This window comes from Arthrobacter sp. JZ12 (assembly GCF_035189165.1).
Classification (GTDB): Bacteria; Actinomycetota; Actinomycetes; order Actinomycetales; family Micrococcaceae; genus Arthrobacter_D.
In genome coordinates, this window is record NZ_CP045246.1 from 75,132 (window position 1) to 92,441 (window position 17,310).

The 17,310-nt window shown below is 64.7% G+C and carries 18 protein-coding genes; 12 read left to right on the forward strand and 6 right to left on the reverse strand.

What is annotated here, in order from left to right:
• Nucleotides 1-9 precede the first annotated feature (9 nt).
• The 4 genes from GC088_RS00380 (at nucleotide 10) to GC088_RS00395 (ending at nucleotide 2,754) form a co-directional block, all read left to right on the forward strand.
• Nucleotides 10-336 (forward strand): rhodanese-like domain-containing protein, encoded by a 327-nt coding sequence (locus GC088_RS00380; RefSeq protein ID WP_323959948.1) that lies wholly within the window; start codon nucleotides 10-12, stop codon nucleotides 334-336.
• On the forward strand, nucleotides 333-1,280 hold the full coding sequence (gene pheA / locus GC088_RS00385) for a prephenate dehydratase (RefSeq protein ID WP_323959949.1): 948 nt from the start codon (nucleotides 333-335) through the stop codon (nucleotides 1,278-1,280). Before GC088_RS00380 ends, pheA begins: the two co-directional genes overlap by 4 nt.
• Before the next feature lie 29 nt (nucleotides 1,281-1,309).
• The gene (locus tag GC088_RS00390) at nucleotides 1,310-2,281 is read left to right on the forward strand and encodes a DNA topoisomerase IB (RefSeq protein WP_323959950.1); all 972 of its coding nucleotides are present in this window, start codon (nucleotides 1,310-1,312) and stop codon (nucleotides 2,279-2,281) included.
• 83 nt (nucleotides 2,282-2,364) lie between these two features.
• Nucleotides 2,365-2,754 carry a hypothetical protein gene (locus GC088_RS00395; protein WP_323959951.1) on the forward strand — a complete coding sequence of 130 codons (390 nt, stop codon included), beginning with the start codon at nucleotides 2,365-2,367 and terminating at the stop codon, nucleotides 2,752-2,754.
• Here GC088_RS00395 and GC088_RS00400 read toward each other — a convergent pair.
• The gene (locus GC088_RS00400) at nucleotides 2,751-3,854 is read right to left on the reverse strand and encodes a diacylglycerol/lipid kinase family protein (protein ID WP_323959952.1); all 1,104 of its coding nucleotides are present in this window, start codon (nucleotides 3,852-3,854) and stop codon (nucleotides 2,751-2,753) included. The genes GC088_RS00395 and GC088_RS00400 overlap by 4 nt on opposite strands.
• A gap of 67 nt (nucleotides 3,855-3,921) precedes the next feature.
• Between GC088_RS00400 and serS the strand changes: the two genes are divergently transcribed.
• Nucleotides 3,922-5,187 carry a serine--tRNA ligase gene (gene serS, locus GC088_RS00405; RefSeq protein WP_323959953.1) on the forward strand — a complete coding sequence of 422 codons (1,266 nt, stop codon included), beginning with the start codon at nucleotides 3,922-3,924 and terminating at the stop codon, nucleotides 5,185-5,187.
• Between the two features lie 223 nt (nucleotides 5,188-5,410).
• Nucleotides 5,411-6,268 (forward strand): HAD family hydrolase, encoded by an 858-nt coding sequence (locus GC088_RS00410; RefSeq protein WP_323959954.1) that lies wholly within the window; start codon nucleotides 5,411-5,413, stop codon nucleotides 6,266-6,268.
• Between the two features lie 14 nt (nucleotides 6,269-6,282).
• On the opposite strand, the gene GC088_RS00415 is transcribed toward GC088_RS00410, so the two are convergent.
• From GC088_RS00415 to GC088_RS00435, 5 genes are all read right to left on the reverse strand, one after another.
• On the reverse strand, nucleotides 6,283-6,909 hold the full coding sequence (locus GC088_RS00415) for a hypothetical protein (RefSeq protein WP_323962120.1): 627 nt from the start codon (nucleotides 6,907-6,909) through the stop codon (nucleotides 6,283-6,285).
• A gap of 33 nt (nucleotides 6,910-6,942) precedes the next feature.
• Nucleotides 6,943-7,740, reverse strand: a complete 798-nt coding sequence (locus GC088_RS00420) for a hypothetical protein (protein WP_323959955.1) — start codon at nucleotides 7,738-7,740, stop codon at nucleotides 6,943-6,945.
• On the reverse strand, nucleotides 7,737-8,696 hold the full coding sequence (locus GC088_RS00425) for a WXG100 family type VII secretion target (protein ID WP_323959956.1): 960 nt from the start codon (nucleotides 8,694-8,696) through the stop codon (nucleotides 7,737-7,739). Before GC088_RS00425 ends, GC088_RS00420 begins: the two co-directional genes overlap by 4 nt.
• A gap of 94 nt (nucleotides 8,697-8,790) precedes the next feature.
• Complete coding sequence (locus GC088_RS00430; RefSeq protein WP_323959957.1) at nucleotides 8,791-9,285, reverse strand: RDD family protein; 495 nt, start codon at nucleotides 9,283-9,285, stop codon at nucleotides 8,791-8,793.
• Between the two features lie 94 nt (nucleotides 9,286-9,379).
• On the reverse strand, nucleotides 9,380-9,946 hold the full coding sequence (locus GC088_RS00435) for an inorganic diphosphatase (protein ID WP_323959958.1): 567 nt from the start codon (nucleotides 9,944-9,946) through the stop codon (nucleotides 9,380-9,382).
• Nucleotides 9,947-10,126: 180 nt separating this feature from the next.
• Here GC088_RS00435 and dacB point away from each other — a divergent pair, with 180 nt between their 5' ends.
• The 6 genes from dacB to folE all read left to right on the forward strand — a co-directional run bounded on the left by dacB (nucleotide 10,127) and on the right by folE (nucleotide 17,302).
• A complete protein-coding gene (dacB, locus tag GC088_RS00440; RefSeq protein ID WP_323959959.1) occupies nucleotides 10,127-11,554 on the forward strand; it encodes a D-alanyl-D-alanine carboxypeptidase/D-alanyl-D-alanine endopeptidase in 1,428 nt (475 codons plus the stop codon).
• Nucleotides 11,555-11,595: 41 nt separating this feature from the next.
• Nucleotides 11,596-12,726 carry an Rv3626c family coenzyme F420 biosynthesis-associated protein gene (locus GC088_RS00445; RefSeq protein ID WP_323959960.1) on the forward strand — a complete coding sequence of 377 codons (1,131 nt, stop codon included), beginning with the start codon at nucleotides 11,596-11,598 and terminating at the stop codon, nucleotides 12,724-12,726.
• Nucleotides 12,723-13,793 carry a tRNA lysidine(34) synthetase TilS gene (tilS, locus tag GC088_RS00450; protein ID WP_323959961.1) on the forward strand — a complete coding sequence of 357 codons (1,071 nt, stop codon included), beginning with the start codon at nucleotides 12,723-12,725 and terminating at the stop codon, nucleotides 13,791-13,793. Before GC088_RS00445 ends, tilS begins: the two co-directional genes overlap by 4 nt.
• A 32-nt stretch (nucleotides 13,794-13,825) precedes the next feature.
• Nucleotides 13,826-14,377, forward strand: a complete 552-nt coding sequence (gene hpt, locus GC088_RS00455; protein ID WP_323959962.1) for a hypoxanthine phosphoribosyltransferase — start codon at nucleotides 13,826-13,828, stop codon at nucleotides 14,375-14,377.
• A 163-nt stretch (nucleotides 14,378-14,540) separates the two neighbouring features.
• Complete coding sequence (gene ftsH, locus GC088_RS00460) at nucleotides 14,541-16,622, forward strand: ATP-dependent zinc metalloprotease FtsH (RefSeq protein WP_323959963.1); 2,082 nt, start codon at nucleotides 14,541-14,543, stop codon at nucleotides 16,620-16,622.
• Between the two features lie 62 nt (nucleotides 16,623-16,684).
• On the forward strand, nucleotides 16,685-17,302 hold the full coding sequence (folE, locus tag GC088_RS00465) for a GTP cyclohydrolase I FolE (protein ID WP_323959964.1): 618 nt from the start codon (nucleotides 16,685-16,687) through the stop codon (nucleotides 17,300-17,302).
• The last annotated feature ends 8 nt before the right edge of the window (nucleotides 17,303-17,310 follow it).

Here is a 17,310-nt window from a genome sequence, read left to right on the forward strand (position 1 = left end):
GGGCGGGCAATGTCTGGAAGTGAAAGCGTGTCAATCGACGCAATCGGCGAGGGTGCTGCAGTGCTCGACGTCCGCGAGGACTACGAGTGGGAAGCCGGGCACATCGAGGGCGCCCTGCACATCCCGATGGACCAGATTCCGGGACGCCTGGAGGAACTGGACCCCGATCAGGACCTCCATGTCATCTGCCGAACCGGGGGCCGATCCTTCCGGGTGACGGAGTGGCTGGTGGCCAACGGGTACTCAGCGGTCAACGTCCGTGGCGGGATGGACGCCTGGGTGGAAGCTTCACGGCCCATGGTTTCGGAGAACGGCACGGAGCCCCGCGTCCTATGACCTCCTACGCCTACCTTGGCCCGGAAGGAACCTTCACCGAGGCCGCACTGCTCCAGGTCCCGGGCGCCGAGCACGCCGAGCGGGTTCCCGCCGCCACCGTGAACGCCGCCCTGGACCTGGTGCGCACCGGTCGGGTCAAGGCAGCGATGGTTCCCATCGAAAACTCGGTGGAGGGCGGAGTGTCCGCAACCCTCGACGCCATCGCTGGGGGAGAACCGCTGCGGATTATCCGGGAGGTCCTGGTTCCAGTGTCCTTTGTGCTGGTCGCGGGCCGCGCCATGGAGCTCGGAGAGATCCGTTTCGTCGGAACGCACGGGCACGCGTGGGCACAGTGCCGTGGTTGGACGGAAAAAAACATTCCAAATGCAGAATACGTCCCTACTTCCTCCACCGCGGCAGCAGCGCATGCGCTGCTTGAGGACGGGGTGGGCCACGACGCCGCAATCTGTTCTCCGCTGGTGGCCGGCAGGTTGGGGCTCCAGGTACTTGCCGAGCACATCGGTGACGTCGCAGACGCGGTGACACGCTTCATCCTGGTCAGCAAGCCCGACGTCCTCCCCGAGCGGACCGGCGCGGACAAGACCACCCTTGTGGTTCCGCTGCCTGAGGACCATCCGGGCGCGCTCATGGAGATTCTCGACCAGTTCGCGTCGCGCGGCGTGAATCTCAGCCGGATCGAATCCCGACCCACGGGCCTCTTTCTCGGCGACTACTTCTTCAGCATCGACGCAGACGGCCACGCGGCGGATGCCCGGGTAGCCGACGCGCTGCAGGGCCTGCACAGGATCAGTCCCGGCCTGCGCTTCCTGGGATCCTACCCGCGGGCCGATCGCCGTGAGTATGAGGTCGCCCGGCATACATCGGATGAGGCGTTCCAGGCGGCACAGGAATGGGTGGATTCGCTCTTGCGCTCGCCCGCGGCCGACCCGGGCGACGTAGGCTAGGTTTCCTGCAGCTACCCTAGGAGGCCGCGGTGCCACGACTTCGACGCAGCGACAGCAACAAGCCCGGTTACACGCGCCGCAAGCACGGGAAGGGCTTCAGCTACCGCGACCAGCAGGGACAACCGCTGCCACCGGACGAACTGCAGCGCGTCAAGGACCTTGTCATCCCGCCCGCCTGGAAAGATGTCTGGATCTCTCCATACCCGAGCGGGCATATTCAGGCTGTTGGAACCGACGACGCCGGCAGGCGCCAGTACATTTACCACACCGCCTGGCGGGAAAAGAAGGACCGCGAGAAGTTCGACCGCGCCCTCGATTTCGGTGAGCGGTTGCCCCATGCTCGGCGGGTGATCACCCAACACCTCAGGTCCACAGGGTTTGAGCGCGAGCGTGCGTTTGCTGCTGCTCTGCGCATCGTGGATTCGGGCGCGCTGAGGATCGGCTCGGCGCAATACGCCGCGGAAAACGGTTCTTTCGGTGTAACCACACTGCGGGTCGAGCACGTGACCATCAGTGGGCCGGTGATCACCCTTCAGTTTCCCGGCAAGAGCGGACAGCAGTGGGACACCACCCTCGAGGACGCTGACCTCGCCGCAGCGCTTGAGCCCATGGTGCACCGTGAAAATGCAGACACCATGCTCGCGTATCAACTTGCTGACGGATCCTGGCACCATGTGGAGGCTTCGCAGCTCAACGAATTCCTACGTCAGGTCACCGGCGGCGGCTTCACCGCAAAGGACTTCCGCACCTGGCAGGCCACCGTGGTGGCGTCCATGGAACTGGCGCGGAAGGATCTGAAAGCGACCAGCCGTACCGCGCGCCAGAAAGCCGTTGCCGAAACCATGCGCTCCGTGGCGGAGCACCTGGGAAACACTCCAGCGGTCGCCCGGAGCTCGTACGTCGATCCACGCGTAGTCGACCGCTTCATGTCCGGTGAAGTCATTCCTATCGCTGGGTACTCCGCGTCAGAAAAGGCTGTTCGCGAGTTGCTTAAAGACTGAGATTCCTTCCCCGCGCTGCAGTTGCTAAGTAGGCTGATGGTAGGCGTCCGCAAGGGCGAACCCCCTGAGGAAAGGCAGGCACCATGAGCGAGCAGTCACAGGACCCCGCAGCAGTGAACCCCAACGAGGGCGACGGATCGACGTCCGATCCGAACTGGCACGGCGACGCCGGCGACCAGGGCAACGACCTGCGCTTCGCCGAGGAGCAGCAGCTCATCAACAGCCAGGCACAGAACGCTGACGCCACCGGTGCCGGCACCGAGGGTGCAACCGGCGGGTACACCGGAGCGCAGCGCTCCGAGCCGAGCGAGGGCTACACCGGCGCACAGAACCCTCTGGACGAGGGCGAGTACACGGACGCCGACGGCCTCACGGATGCCGCTTCGGACGTCGAAGGCGAGTACACCGACGTCAACTCGGTTCCTTCCCTGCAGGAGGGCGCGCCGGATGCCGAGGATACGGATCGGCGCTAGCCCTCCACCGAATGGTCAAAGAGACCTGCTGATGGTCCGGTTGCCCGTCCCGGGACCCGGACCATCAGTGCGTTCGGGACCACGTCGACACTGAGCGATGTCACCTCGCCGGAGGTGTCGCCGTCGAGCTGTGTTCCTGTCGCCTCGGAAACACGGACGTCAACCCGACGCACACGGTGGTAGGTGATGACCGGAATCGGTCCGGGATGTCGAAAGAGAATCTTCCCTGCAACCCACAGCCAGCCGAAGATGCTTCGGGGACTGGTGATGACGACGTCGAGGTAGCCGTCGTCGATGGTCGCATCCGGAATGAAAGTGATCCCTCCGGGCAGTTTTCCACAGTTTGCGAAGAGCACACTATGCACGCGGCGCGTCTGCCAGGGGCCGCCGTCGATACTGATGGACATCCGCTGCAGCTTGCCCGGTAGGCTCCGGACACCGGCTTCGCTGTAGGCGAGCCAACCGAACTTCCTCTTCAGCGTGTCCTTGGTCGCTGCAACCACGACGGCGTCGAGTCCCACTCCGCCCATCACAAGGAACGTGTGGTTTCCAGTGACGCCGGTGTGATCGTTGCGCAGTTCCACCTGTCCCATGTCGATGCGCCGGGTGGCGCCGTGCAACGCTTGCTGGATGCCGCGGGGGACGTCGTTCACCGCAATCCCAAGGTTCCGGGCCAGCAGATTGCCGGTCCCGAGCGGAAGCAGCCCAAGCGCGGCGCTGGTATGCACCAGCGCGTCGGCCACTGCGCGAATGGTCCCGTCGCCGCCAGCGGCGATAACGACGTCGTACCCTGCCTTCACGGCCCGCTGCGCCTGGCTGCCGCCCGGCTCGGCCACAGTGGTCTCCATTATCAGCGGGGGATCCCATCCGGCATCTGAACAGGCCTGCTCCACCTGCTCCCGGGCCAGCGAAGCGCCGATCTTCACGGGATTCACAACCAGGGCCACCTGCTGCCGCTGGGTACTCGCCCGGGCTGCGGGCTGTGGAAACTGCAGCTGTGCCGTCCGCTCCCGGCGCAGGGTCCGGACCCCCCACCAGCTGAGGGCTGACGCGGCGGCGGCAACAATTGCAAGGGCGGCGATGATCCACTCAAGGGGCATGATTTCCCAGAGTATCGTGCGGCGCCGCCCGTGCTGGGGCGAGGGGGCAATTCGGTAGGCTTGGGGGGTGATCGACGTAAACGAACTCCGCGACAGTCCTGAAAAGTTCCGCCTTTCGCAGCGCTCGCGGGGGGCGGATGACTCCCTGATCGATGCGATCATTGCCGCCGACTCCCGGCGTCGTGAGGCTGTCACCAGTGCCGAGTCACTCCGTGCCGAGCAGAACTCCTTCAGCAAGCGCGTGGCCAAGGCGCAGGGGGAGGAGAAGCAGGAGCTCCTCTCGGAAGTGAAGGTGCTGGCAGGGTCGGTCAAGGCGGCGGCGGCCGAAGCAGAGGCCGCGAAGGCGGAGGCAGAGTCGCTGCTGCGGCGGATCCCCAATCTGGTGCTGGATGAAGTGCCGGCGGGCGGGGAAGACGACTTCGTGGTTGTGAAGACGGTCGGTGAACCGCGCAGCTTCGATTTCGAACCCCGAGACCACCTCGAGATCGGCGAGCTGATCGGTGCCATCGACATGGAGCGCGGTGCCAAGGTCTCCGGCTCGCGTTTCTACTTCCTGAAGGGCGTTGGCGCGCGCCTGGAACTCGCGCTTTTGAACATGGCCATGGACCAGGCCGTCACGGCGGGCTTCACCCCCATGATCACGCCCACGCTGGTGCGTCCGGAGACCATGCAGGGCACCGGATTCGATGTGGCCCACGACGCTGAGATCTACCGTGTCGCCGAAGACGACCTGTACCTGACCGGAACCTCCGAGGTTGCCCTTGCCGGATACCACTCGGACGAGATCCTGGACCTTTCGGCCGGCCCGTTGCGCTACGCCGGCTGGTCCTCCTGCTATCGGCGGGAGGCCGGGTCCCACGGCAAGGACACCCGCGGGATCATCCGCGTACACCAGTTCAACAAGATCGAGATGTTCTCCTACACCACCGTGGAGGAATCCTACGCAGAGCACGAACGCATGCTCGCCTGGGAAGAGGAGATGCTCGCCAAGGTGGAGCTTCCCTACCGGGTGATCGATACCGCTGCCGGTGACCTCGGCATGTCCGCCGCCCGGAAGTTCGACTGCGAGGCGTGGGTTCCAACCCAGAACGCTTACCGTGAACTCACCTCGACCTCCAACTGCACCAGCTTCCAGGCACGGCGACTGAACATCCGAGAGCGTGTGCCCGGCGGCAAGTCCACACGGGCGGTGGCCACTCTGAACGGCACGCTGGCCACCACACGCTGGCTCGTGGCGATTCTGGAGCACCACCAGAACCCGGACGGCTCCGTGAATGTGCCAGCGGCGCTGCAGCCCTACCTGGGCGGACTCGAGGTTCTGCCTGTTCTCTAGGCTGTCTCAGTCATGCGTTGCGGACATATGCTCCTGTTGTATTTGGGGCGTAAGTCCGCAGCGCGTCCACGTCTTACCGCTCCTGTACTCGTTGTTTTCGACCCGCCCGCGTCGTTGAGGCAGAGCTGGAACTGACTATTTCGCCCCAACGCGTAACCCCGCGTTGGCCAAGCTGTGACCCAAAACCTACCTGTAGGCCTGCGCTTTCTGGTTCACTTGAGTGATGACAACTACGTTTCCCGCTGGCATCGATGACCAGCAGCAGACAACACGGAAATTGATTGCGCTCGACGTTGACGGAACCCTCGTGGATCACGAGGGACAGATGTCGGATGAAGTGCGCGCAGCGGCAGGCGCCGTCGTCGACGCCGGCCACGAGGTAATTATCGCCACCGGCCGATCACTGGGAGCAACGCTGCCCATCATCGAAAAGATCGGCCTGACCCGCGGCCACGCGGTCTGCTCCAATGGCGGTGTCACCCTTCGCATCGACGTGGACAATCTCGAAGACGGCTATGAGGTCATCAACCGGGTTGTATTCGACCCGAAGCCGGCACTGGTAGCGCTGCGCAAGAGCCTGCCCACGGCCAAGTTCGCACTCGAAGACGACCAAGGCCGCTTCCTGTCCACCGAGCGGTTCCAGGACGCAAGCTTCGGAGCCGAGGCGCAGAGCGTCGACTTCGAGCGGATGCTCGAAGCCAAGGCTGTGCGCGTGGTGGTCTTCAGTACGGACAGTACCGCTGAGGAGTTCGGCGAGGCGGTTGAAGCTATCGGCCTGCACGGCGTCACCTACTCGGTGGGATGGACTGCCTGGCTGGACATCGCGGCGTCGGGCGTTACCAAGGCAAGCGCACTTGAGCTCGTCCGGCGGCGGCTTGGTATCGATCCATCGGACACCGTGGCCATCGGCGATGGCCGCAATGACATGGAGATGCTCTCGTGGGCCGCACGGGGAGTGGCAATGGGTCAGGCGCCTGAAGAGGTGCTTGCGGTGGCGTCGGAGGTCACGGCTTCGGTGTACGACGACGGCGCGGCCAAGATCCTGCGCTCCCTCACCGGGAAGGCCCTCGAGGAACGCTAGTTCCCGGCGGCCATTCAGTAGGCCAGCGCTGCTGGCGGCAAGGATGCAGGGCCGTAGACCAGACTGAGCAGCCTGGCCGCGGCGGGGCGTGTAGCCCACTCTTCCACCCAGTGTGAACGGATCACGGCCTTGCTCACCGCCTGCGTGGTGATCCTCAACTCCTGGGCGATCAGCTTTTGCTGCCCGCGGGCGCCGGGCGTCATCAGATCAAGCACGTTCCACTCCGCTTCGGTCCGGGTGTACACAATCTGCCCCAGCAGCCGCAGTACTGCCTCTGCCTCCGCGGCTACCTCCGAGTCCGGGCCCTCGACCGCCAGGGGGATCCGCTCGCCCGTCTTCTGTGCGCGGTTCACGGCACGGCGCGAATACACGAGGCCGAACCCTTCAGCGTCAGTGATCCCGTCGGGAATGGGGGGCAGCACCTCGCCAACTCCGATGCCCACATGCCAGCGGCGGTATCGGATGGCCTTCAGCGCCACGTCGACGGCGAGCTGCGCGCTGTCCACGACACCCTGCAGTTCGTCACCGACCGAACGCTGAAACGGGATCACCGTGTCCAGGAACCGGAACTCCCGCAGCAGTTCAGGCACGAGATCCCCCACCTCACGTGAATCTCGCTGGTTTATGGTGACCACGAACAGCATGCCCTCAGTATGACTGAGCAGCCCTCCGAATCAACCGATTTGCGTTGATTCCGCCGGGTCGTCGATCACACTCTGCAATGCAGAGCGCAGCGAGTTCGCCGAGACCGGGGTAATCGTGAAGCGGACCGCCCCACCCTCTTCGGCTGCCCGGAGCGTCTTCACGCTCGACGGCGCGGCGTAGACGGTCAGGTTGGTGAAGGTTTCCGGGCCACCGGAGGCACCGGTGTAGACGGTGACCGCGCGGCTGTCCCCGAGCAGCGGAGCCCCGTTCTCCTCGAACTCGTTTTGTGCCAGCTCGACCGAATCACTATCTTCGGCAGCCACCTGCTCAGGATCGGCGAGGATGGCAAGCCGCTCAGCCAGACGCGAGGCGGGGTAGACCACAAAGCCGTGGATGCCGCCGTCGTTCACTTCCTCCTCCAGAACGATGTCATCGTGAACGTAGGCGAATAGCCAGTGCCTGCCCACCTGCGACGTCCGCTGGCCGGTGATGATGCGGCTCGCCGTCCTCCGGAGCGTCATGATCCCCGTAACACGTTCGGTGGCGTTGAGGCGGGTGGGCTCGTTATACCCCTTCTCCACCACCGGAAACGCAATTCCCTTGGACATCAGGCTGCGGAGCGCGACCGTGGCCGCGAGGTACTTCTGCTCCTCGTGCTTCTCGAGGAAGGGGAGCGCAACCAACTGGTCGCGCTCAATGCCGTCGAGGGCAACGATCTCCTCATCCGTGAGCGTGGGCAGCTCCTCGCTCTCCTCAAAGGACATCGCGAGGACCTTCCGCGCACTTTCAAGGTCCCGCTTGGTCCATTCGATCGGCTGTGCGGTCACGAGAATAGCCCTCCAATTGATCCGATCGGATCCTCAACAAAATCTCCGACACCCTCAGTCACACTATCGGCAAGGTTGCCGGCGCCCTCCCAAACGTCGCCTGCGACATCCGTGGCACCGTCCCAGGCGTCACCCACGAATTCCGTTGTGGAGTTCCAGGCGTTAGACGTCCACTCCGTGATGTTGTCCCAGTTGTCGTAGACGTAGTTGCCCAATGCCCACGCTCCCGCGACCAAGCCCGCACCGATGACGACGCCGGCACCTACCGGACCGAGCAGTCCGGCGGCAAGCAGGAGGGTGCCTCCGGAGGCAACAACACCAAGGCCGCCGGCTACGCGGTCACCGGCACCGCGCCAGCCCTCGTGCTCGGGACTGATCATGTCGTGGATGCCGCCGTAGATTCCCAGCGGGGCCAATAGCGGGCCGGCGAAACGGGAGAACTTGGTGAACTTGGACGTCTCTTCGAGGAATTCGGTAGCGAGCGAGATGTTCCGCAGGTCGGTCACGTCAAGGATCCGGGTGTTAGCCAGGAACTTCTGGAGATCCGCGAGCTTGAAAGCCTTGGTGACGTCTAGTCCGAACCCGACTACCTGTCCGAGGGCCTCCCAGATGCTGAAGTCATCCTCGGTGGAAGCGGCTGGTGCACCCGGGAGAGTGCCTCCCGGAGAACCGCCGATTGCGCCGGAGCCGGCGTCGCTTGTTGCTTCCTGCTGACGCGCCTGCTCAAGCAGGTCACGTGACCCACGGTCAAGGGTGTTGGCCGCAAGCATGATCGCCATCTGGTGACCGTCCCAGGATGCGCGCAGCGCGTCAGCGTCGGGACCAAGCCATCCGGTGTTGTTGATCACGCCGACGGTGAGGGTGGAGCGGATGCCGCGCAGCGTCTCCGCGGACTGTGAGAAGCGCTCGGCAAGGGAGGCGAGTTGTTCGACATTTGCGCCGAGTGTTTCCGACATGTTGGCCCTTAGCTGAGACTGGTGTTTTCACACCCGAACCTACCCGCCCTCCTCAGGGGGCTGCCATGGGCAGCGCTCCCCATGGGCGGCCGAATCAGCGGCCGCGTACGTCCGCCACGACGTAACTGCGGAAGCGGGTCTTGTTCGCATTGATTCCGGGCGAGCCGGTGAGTGGACTGACGACTACGCCGATCAGGATGAGCGGCCAAAAGAGCGCGAGCGCGAGCGTACGCCAGGAACTCTGAAGCGGCCCCATGGGCTTCCCATCCCGGTAGCGCAGGTTGCGCACCCCCGCGGCCTTGGCACCCAGCGTCCGGGAGAACCCAGACACGAAGCCGTACCCGAGGGCGCTGAGCGCATAACCTCCGACGGCGGCAACGCCGGCTCCGGCTTCCCTGGACAGTCCGGCTGCGGCGGTGATTACCGCAAGTACGAAAAAGAGGATGACGAACAGAACGAGGATTACGAGCACATCCAGCGCATACTTCCCGACCCGCTGCCCGCTGGTGGCCTCAATGAAGGAGCGGCCGTTCTTGAACGTTCCCTCTCGCCACGGCGGCAACGGCTTTTGCTGGATGGACTGTGTCATAGGTTCCCCCTCCTCGTTCTCCGCAAACTTTCGGGCAGCTCCTGCGGCTGACGGCTGAGCCGACCCCCGGAGCTGCCCGACAGTTATTGAATGACTAGCGGCCCTGCGGCTGGACGTCGGCGTTCTCGGCCTCAGTGTCAACGGAACGGCCCTGAGGCTCGTCCTCCTCGCTGGCCTCTCCGAGTGCTTCGAAGCGCTTCAGGGATGCCTCAACTTCGGCCTCGGCTGCCTCACGGCCTTCCCAGTCGGCGGCCTCAACCCACTTGCCGGGCTCGAGGTCCTTGTACTTGCGGAAGAAGTGCTCAATCTCGTCCAGCAGGAACTTCGAGACATCCGAGAGGTCCTTGATGTGGTCGAAACGGGGGTCGACCGGTACGCAGAGGACCTTGGCATCTCCACCGCCGTCGTCAACCATGTTGAAGACGCCGATGGGGCGCGACTCGACCAGAACACCGGGGATCAGGTCGAAGTCCTGGAGCAGCACCAGCGCGTCCAGCGGATCGCCGTCCTCGCCCAGCGTGTTCTCGAAGTAGCCGTAATGCGTGGGGTACTGCATCGAGGTGAAGAGCACCCGGTCCAGGCGGAGACGGTGGGTTTCATGGTCGATCTCGTACTTGACGCGTGATCCCTTCGGGATCTCGATGGTGACGTCGAGCTTCATGTGGAACTCCTGCTGTCAGCGGGTAGGAACGTGGACGGGCGGTGAACTGAGCCATAGAACTGAAACAGGACGTGACTGATTCATCCAGAACCCCGATCTACTGTTAAAGATATAGGCCGCCGGTTGCAACGCCGACTCGTGACGACACCGGCGGCCGCTTCCGGGAGCCGAGGGGACCACATGACGCGCAGTGCCAGAGCGTTCACGGCGCTGCTGCTCGCCGTCGTACTCGCTGCGCTGGCTGTTCCGCTCGGGCTGCACTACGGCCCGCAGATCGCGCAGCTCATCCAGGAACCCCAGGCGGAAGCCGAGCCGGAAGTGCCGGCAATCCTGCGCGGGCCGGACGAGGTATCGGTGCCGACCCTCGTCGCACAGCTGCATCCGGAGGCACCGCTGCCCGCCGCCGGTGAACTGGCCCCGCTGCTGACCAGTGCCCTGGAGGTCCCCGGAGGCACGCCCGTGTCGGCGGTCGTGCTGGACGTGCTCACGGGAGAGGCGCTCTTTGACCAGGGAGGCAGTGAAGTACAGCTGCCGGCGTCGAACATCAAGCTCCTGACTGCAGCGGCGGTTCTGGCGAAGGTTGACCCGGAGAAGCGGCTCGAGACTACGGTGCATACGGGAGGCACCGCTGCTGACAACGTGCTGGTGCTCCGGGGCGGAGGTGACGTCTTGTTGGGATCGGGTGAGTCCAATCCCGACGCCGTGATCGGCCGTGCGGGCGTGGCAACTTTGGCTGAACAGACTGCGGCGGCGCTCGACGACGAGGGTGCCTACCGTGTTGTCCTTGACGACACGCTCTTTGCCGGACCGGTGCTCAACGCCAGCTGGCAGCTCGGGGACGTGCAGGCGGGGGAGATCGCACCGATTTATCCGCTCGCCATCAATTCCGCCTGGCTGGACGAGTCGAAGCAGTCGGGCGCCCGGGCACAGGATGCCGGATTGGCTGCCGCAGCGGTTTTCCGGGAGGCGTTGATCGCGAAGGGCGTCGAGGTGGCGGAGGGTATTGAGCGGCAGGCCGTGCCGGACGGATCGGCGGTTGTGGCCTCTGTGGAATCGGCGACCGTGGAGGAGCAGGTCGAGCACATGCTCCTGACCTCGGACAATTACCTCGCCGAGGTGCTGGCCCGGGTGGCCGCCGCGGAAAGCGGCAGACCGGCGTCGTTCGGGGGCGGGCTGGAGACGATCGCCGAGGTGATCGCGTCGCTCGAGGTTTCTACCGAGGGCATGGTCCTTGGTGACGCAGCCGGCCTCTCGCCGCGCAACCGCGTGAGCCCGCGCCAACTGGCGGATGTGATGCGGACAGTGCTGCGCACTGACAACCGGGCCCTGCGCCACCTGCTGCACGGGCTTCCGGTGGCCAGCCTGTCGGGAACGCTGGCTGAGCGCTACGACGACGCCGATGCGCCCGCCTTTGCCGGTGCGGGACTGGTTCGCGCCAAGACCGGAACCCTGAATGCCGTAACCGCGCTGAGCGGGCACGTTGTAACGGCCGACGGGCGGTTGCTGGTGTTCTCGTTCATTGCCAGTGGGCTCGACGGCACAACCGAACCGGCGCGCAACGCGGTCGACGCCGCCGCCGCCGTCCTGGCGGGGTGCGGCTGCCGCTGACCCACGGGGCCTTCCCAGACTAATGTGGTCGAATGGCCACCATGGACAGCAACACCCCTCCTCAGCTCGTCAACTGGGACCTTGCCGCCAGCACCGCAGCGAAACTGGCGCCTCCCGGCCCCAGGATGAGCGCGCGGGAGGTTTCAGCCATCGTGGAGAATCTCCGGGAACTCGCAGACCGTTCCGTTGAGCATGTCCACCGCATCACGGGACTTGAAGCGGCGCGGGACCTGCGGGACTCCGACCTGATCATCGTGGACCGGGCGTCCTGGTCGAAGGCCAACACCCAGAGCTTCAGGAAGCTCATGGCGCCGGCCATCGGGCACCTCATGGAAACCCGCGCCGAGCAGCTGAAGGCAGCGAACGCGGCACTGGGAGGAGGCGTTACCGGGGCGCAGATGGGCGCCATCCTGGCCTTCCTCTCCAGCAAGGTCCTCGGCCAGTACGACCCGTTCGTCCCCAACGCCCGGGCCTCGGGAGGGCGGCTCATGCTCGTGGCGCCCAACATCGTCTCAGTGGAGCAGGAACTGAACGTCGAGCCGACAGACTTCCGGTTGTGGGTTTGCCTGCATGAGCAGACGCACCGGGTTCAGTTCGCCGCGGCACCGTGGTTGAAGGACCACATGCTCGAGCACATCTCCGAGCTGACCGTCGGCCTGGCTGACAAGGCGGAAAGCCTGGCAGAGCGCCTCACCAACGCCCTGAAATCGCTTCCCAAGGGCAATGCGCAGCCGGGCGGCCAGAGCGGTTCTGCCGCTACCAGTGACGACGACGGCGTGCCGGCCGGCGACGGAGGCATCCTCTCGCTGCTGCAGTCTCCGGAGGACAAGGAGCGGTTGTCCCACCTCACCGCCGTCATGAGCCTTCTCGAGGGGCACGCCAACGTGGTGATGGACGCGGTCGATGCGAGCATCGTGCCCACCGTGAAGACCATCCGCCGCCGGTTCAACGCGCGCGGCAAGACCCGCGGGCCGGTTGAGAAATTCATCCGCAGGCTGCTGGGCCTTGATGCCAAGATGCGCCAGTACAGCGACGGCTCGAAGTTTGTCCGCGCCGTCGTCGATTCGGTGGGCATGGAAGGCTTCAACCGGGTGTGGGAGCGGGCTGAAAACCTGCCTACCGAGAAGGAAATCCACGCACCGCAGCAGTGGATTACCCGGATGGGGCTGTGACCCGCAAACCCCGGCTCCACCCAACCGTTGGTACTGCCCGCAATCTCGTTCGTTCGGCCCTGGAAGAGGCGCAGGTTGCGTCCGGGTCATTGGTGCTGGTCGCCTGCAGCGGGGGTGCCGATTCGCTCGCGCTCGCGGCCACCGCCGCGCACTTCAACGTGAGCGGCGAATTCCGGGCGGGTGCCGTCGTCGTCGATCACGGTCTGCAGGCAGGCAGCGCCGAGGTGGCCGAAGCCGCCCGCCGCCAGCTGGTTTCGCTGGGATTGGATCCGGTGGACGTGCGCACAGTGGAAGTCCCGTCGACGCGTACGGGGCCGGAAGCTGCGGCGCGCTCCGCCCGCTATGGGGCGCTCGATGCTGCCGCGGCGGAAACCGGTGCCGCCGCGGTACTGCTGGGCCACACGCTGGACGACCAGGCCGAGCAGGTGCTGCTTGGTTTGAGCCGCGGATCGGGGACGCGTTCCCTCAGCGGCATGCCCGCCCGGCGGGGCATCTACCTACGACCTTTCCTCCCGCTGCGCCGGACGGAGACTGAGGAAATCTGCCGCTTCAGCGGCCTGGACCCATGGCACGATCCCACCAACGCTGACCCCGCGTTGACCCGCTCGCGGGTTCGTGCGCAGGTGCTGCCATACCTCGAGGACACACTGGGTCCCGGCATCGCCGAAGCTCTGTACCGCACTTCCCGCATCCTGGCGCAGGACGCCGCCTACCTGGACGAGCTTGCGGCCGCCGAATATGAGCGGCTGCGCAGCACTGCTGAAGGTGCAGCAGCCGACGACGGCGCCCTCCTCCTGTCCGAGGATGGGCTGCGTGCCCTGCCGCCCGCACTCCGGCAGCGGGTGCTCGCCCTCGCCGTCGTTGAACTCGGCGGAGCACAGCCGAGTTTCGAGCGGCTCCTTGCAGCCGAGAACCTGCTGCGCCGCACGGGTTCGGCCGGTCCGGTGCAGGTGGGCGGCAACGTCAGTGTGTACCGCCAAGTCCGGGGTGCGCGCGTTCCACACGGCGACCCAAGCTATGGCAATCTTGTGCTTAGGAAAAACCCACGAAAGTCCGCATCGAAGTGATCGCGGCAAACACCTCAATCCGGGAGTAATAGGTGGATTCAAACGACGTCCAGGCTGACCTCAAGCACGTTCTTTACACCAAGGAACAGATCCAGCAGCGGGTTCAGGAACTGGCCGCCGACATCGATCGTGACTACGCAGACCGTGACGTGCTGATTGTCGGCGTGCTCAAGGGTGCCGTAATGGTCATGGCGGATCTGGCGCGCGCAATGCACTCGCACGTGACCATGGACTGGATGGCAGTGTCCTCCTACGGTTCCGGGACCCAGTCTTCCGGCGTCGTCCGCATCCTCAAGGACCTCGAGACGGACCTGATGGGCAAGCACGTGCTGATCGTCGAGGACATCATCGACTCGGGCCTCACGCTGTCCTGGCTCAAGGCCAACCTGCTTTCCCGTGGACCGGCTTCCGTGGAGATCTGCACCCTCCTGCGCAAGCCCGATGCTGCCAAGGTTGCCATCGACGTCAAGTACGTGGGCTACGACATCCCCAACGAGTTCGTGGTGGGCTATGGCCTGGACTTCGCTGAGAAGTACCGCAACCTGGACTTCATCGGAACCCTCGCTCCCCACATCTACGAGTAGCTTCCGCCCTCCTGTACGCCCAGAGGGAACTTTCCGCCACGCGTGTGCGTGGATTGTGCAGACGATGTCATGCTGGTGTTCCGCTTGGTCGCACCGCAACTGGGCAAGCCGCCGCTAATTGGCTGATAAAGCAGGAGGGACAGGGCACCCGGCCCTGAGTTGAATGAAATTCAAGAACTTTTTCAAGGGACCCATTTTCTGGATCTTGCTGGCCGTGGCCGCACTGCTGGTGATCCTTCCCTCCGTCTTCAACAGCAGCGGTGCCCGTGTGGACACCAACGTGGGTCTTGACCTCCTCGCCGACAACCAGGTGGAGCAGGCCAAGATCTACGACGGCGAGCAGCGCGTGGACCTCACCCTGCGCGAGGACTATGAGGACCTCGGCCGCAGCGTTTCCTTCTTCTTCAGCGCCGCGCGCGCGGAAGACGTGGTCGACGCCGTCAATACGTCCAACGTAGAGGGCTTCACCGACCAGCCAATCGAGAACAACTGGTTCACCAGCATCCTCGGGCTCATCCTCCCGATCCTGATCCTAGGCGCCATCTTCTGGTTCCTGCTCAGTCGCATGCAGGGCGGCGGGTCAAAGGTCATGCAGTTCGGCAAGTCACGCGCCAAGCTCATCAACAAGGACATGCCCCAAGTGACCTTCAACGACGTCGCCGGAGCCGACGAAGCCGTTGAGGAACTGCACGAGATCAAGGAATTCCTGCAGGAACCCTCCAAGTTCCAGGCTCTCGGCGCCAAGATTCCCAAGGGTGTACTGCTGTACGGCCCTCCCGGAACCGGAAAGACCCTGCTCGCACGTGCGGTCGCCGGTGAGGCAGGGGTTCCGTTCTACTCAATTTCCGGCTCGGACTTCGTCGAGATGTTCGTCGGCGTGGGCGCATCCCGCGTCCGCGACCTCTTCGAGCAGGCCAAGTCCAATGCACCCGCGATCATCTTCGTGGACGAGATCGACGCCGTCGGGCGCCACCGTGGTGCCGGCGTCGGCGGCGGCAATGACGAGCGGGAGCAGACGCTCAACCAGTTGCTCGTCGAAATGGACGGTTTCGACGCAACCACCAACGTCATCCTGATCGCGGCAACCAACCGTCCGGATGTGCTCGATCCCGCGCTGCTGCGCCCCGGCCGCTTCGACCGCCAGATCGGCGTGGAAGCTCCGGACATGGGCGGCCGGCACCGCATCCTGCAGGTGCACGCCAAGGGCAAGCCCATGGCCCACGGTGTAGACCTGCAGTCAGTGGCGAAGAAGACCCCGGGTTTCACCGGTGCTGATCTCGCCAACGTGCTGAACGAGGCGGCGCTGCTGACCGCGCGCTCCAACGCGCAGCTCATTGACGATCGTGCACTCGATGAGGCTATTGACCGGGTAATCGCCGGTCCCCAGAAGCGCAGCCGCGTCATGAAGGAGCTGGAGCGCAAGATCACCGCCTACCACGAGGGCGGCCACGCCCTGGTGGCGGCAGCCCTGCGCAACACCGATCCCGTCACCAAGGTCACAATTCTCCCAAGGGGACGCGCGCTCGGCTACACGATGGTGCTGCCGGCAGACGACAAGTACTCCGTCACGCGCAACGAACTACTTGATCAGCTTGCCTACGCCATGGGCGGCCGTGTCGCGGAAGAAATCGTCTTCCACGATCCCTCCACGGGCGCGTCCAACGACATTGAGAAGGCCACGTCCACGGCGCGGAAAATGGTCACCCAGTACGGCATGAGCGAGCGTATCGGTGCCGTGAAGCTCGGCCAGGGTGGCGGCGAGCCTTTCCTTGGACGCGATATGAGCCACGAACGCAACTACTCCGATCACATCGCCTACATTGTCGACGAAGAGGTTCGCCGCCTCATCGACAACGCGCATGACGAGGCGTACGCGATCCTCACCGAGAACCGCGATGTCCTCGACCGGCTGGCGCTGGAACTGCTTGAGCGCGAAACCCTGAACCAGGCGGAGATCGAAGAGGTATTCGCTGACATCCGCAAGCGCGATGCCCGCAGCATCTGGCTCTCCAAGGACAGCCGTCCGGTTCATTCGCTTCCGCCGGTTGTCACTCCGAAGGAGCGCGCCGAGGCCGAAGCATCCGGCGAGCCGGATCCGGACAGCGTTGCACCGCAGGACCAGATCGCAGACGCAAACCTGCCTGCCGACTTCGACGTGAAGGGCGACGCTCTTCCCGAGCCGGAGACCGAGTCCGACAACAAGGGCGGAACTACTGGAATGACCGGAGCAAACGGCAGTACCTGAGCAGGCCGGGGTCCGGAACGCAGGTGGGGGACGGCCGGCCAGGCCGGGATAGGATTCTTGGCGTGACCGATTTTGATGATGAGATGATCGACGCTGCGCTTGCAGCGAGCGGCTCACCGGTGGATCAGCCCAGAATCGAACGGGCCGTCCGGGAGATCCTCGCCGCAATCGGCGAGGACCCGGACCGCAACGGTCTCCAGGAGACACCCAAGCGGGTGGCCCGGGCCTACGCGGAGTTCTTCGCCGGCCTGCACCAGGATCCGGGAGACATTCTCTCTACCACCTTCGATCTCGACCACGAAGAACTGGTCCTCGTAAAGGACATTCCGTTCTACTCCACGTGCGAGCACCATCTGGTGCCGTTCCATGGCACCGCCCACATCGGGTACATCCCTTCTGAAGAGGGAAAGATCACCGGATTGAGCAAACTGGCGAGGCTGGTCGAAGTGTACGCGCGCCGGCCCCAGGTCCAGGAGCGGCTCACAACCCAGATCGTCGACGCGCTCATGGATCACCTGCAGCCGAAGGGTGCGATTGTGGTCATTGAGTGTGAGCACATGTGCATGTCCATGCGCGGCATCCGCAAGCCCGGAGCCAAGACGGTCACTTCGGCCGTACGCGGCCAGGTGCGCGATGCCGCAACGCGCGCAGAAGCGATGAGCCTGATACTCGGAAGATAGGACAAGCA

Bases quoted from the DNA above. Each gene is read 5' to 3' on its own strand.
- GC088_RS00410 (WP_323959954.1), top strand. From the start codon at position 5,411: ATGACAACTACGTTTCCCGCTGGCATCGATGACCAGCAGCAGACAACA.
- GC088_RS00445 (WP_323959960.1), top strand. From the start codon at position 11,596: ATGGACAGCAACACCCCTCCTCAGCTCGTCAACTGGGACCTTGCCGCC.
- pheA (WP_323959949.1), top strand. From the start codon at position 333: ATGACCTCCTACGCCTACCTTGGCCCGGAAGGAACCTTCACCGAGGCC.
- dacB (WP_323959959.1), top strand. From the start codon at position 10,127: ATGACGCGCAGTGCCAGAGCGTTCACGGCGCTGCTGCTCGCCGTCGTA.
- ftsH (WP_323959963.1), top strand. From the start codon at position 14,541: ATGAAATTCAAGAACTTTTTCAAGGGACCCATTTTCTGGATCTTGCTG.
- GC088_RS00430 (WP_323959957.1), bottom strand. From the start codon at position 9,285: ATGACACAGTCCATCCAGCAAAAGCCGTTGCCGCCGTGGCGAGAGGGA.
- GC088_RS00395 (WP_323959951.1), top strand. From the start codon at position 2,365: ATGAGCGAGCAGTCACAGGACCCCGCAGCAGTGAACCCCAACGAGGGC.
- GC088_RS00425 (WP_323959956.1), bottom strand. From the start codon at position 8,696: ATGTCGGAAACACTCGGCGCAAATGTCGAACAACTCGCCTCCCTTGCC.
- GC088_RS00380 (WP_323959948.1), top strand. From the start codon at position 10: ATGTCTGGAAGTGAAAGCGTGTCAATCGACGCAATCGGCGAGGGTGCT.
- GC088_RS00435 (WP_323959958.1), bottom strand. From the start codon at position 9,946: ATGAAGCTCGACGTCACCATCGAGATCCCGAAGGGATCACGCGTCAAG.
- GC088_RS00400 (WP_323959952.1), bottom strand. From the start codon at position 3,854: ATGCCCCTTGAGTGGATCATCGCCGCCCTTGCAATTGTTGCCGCCGCC.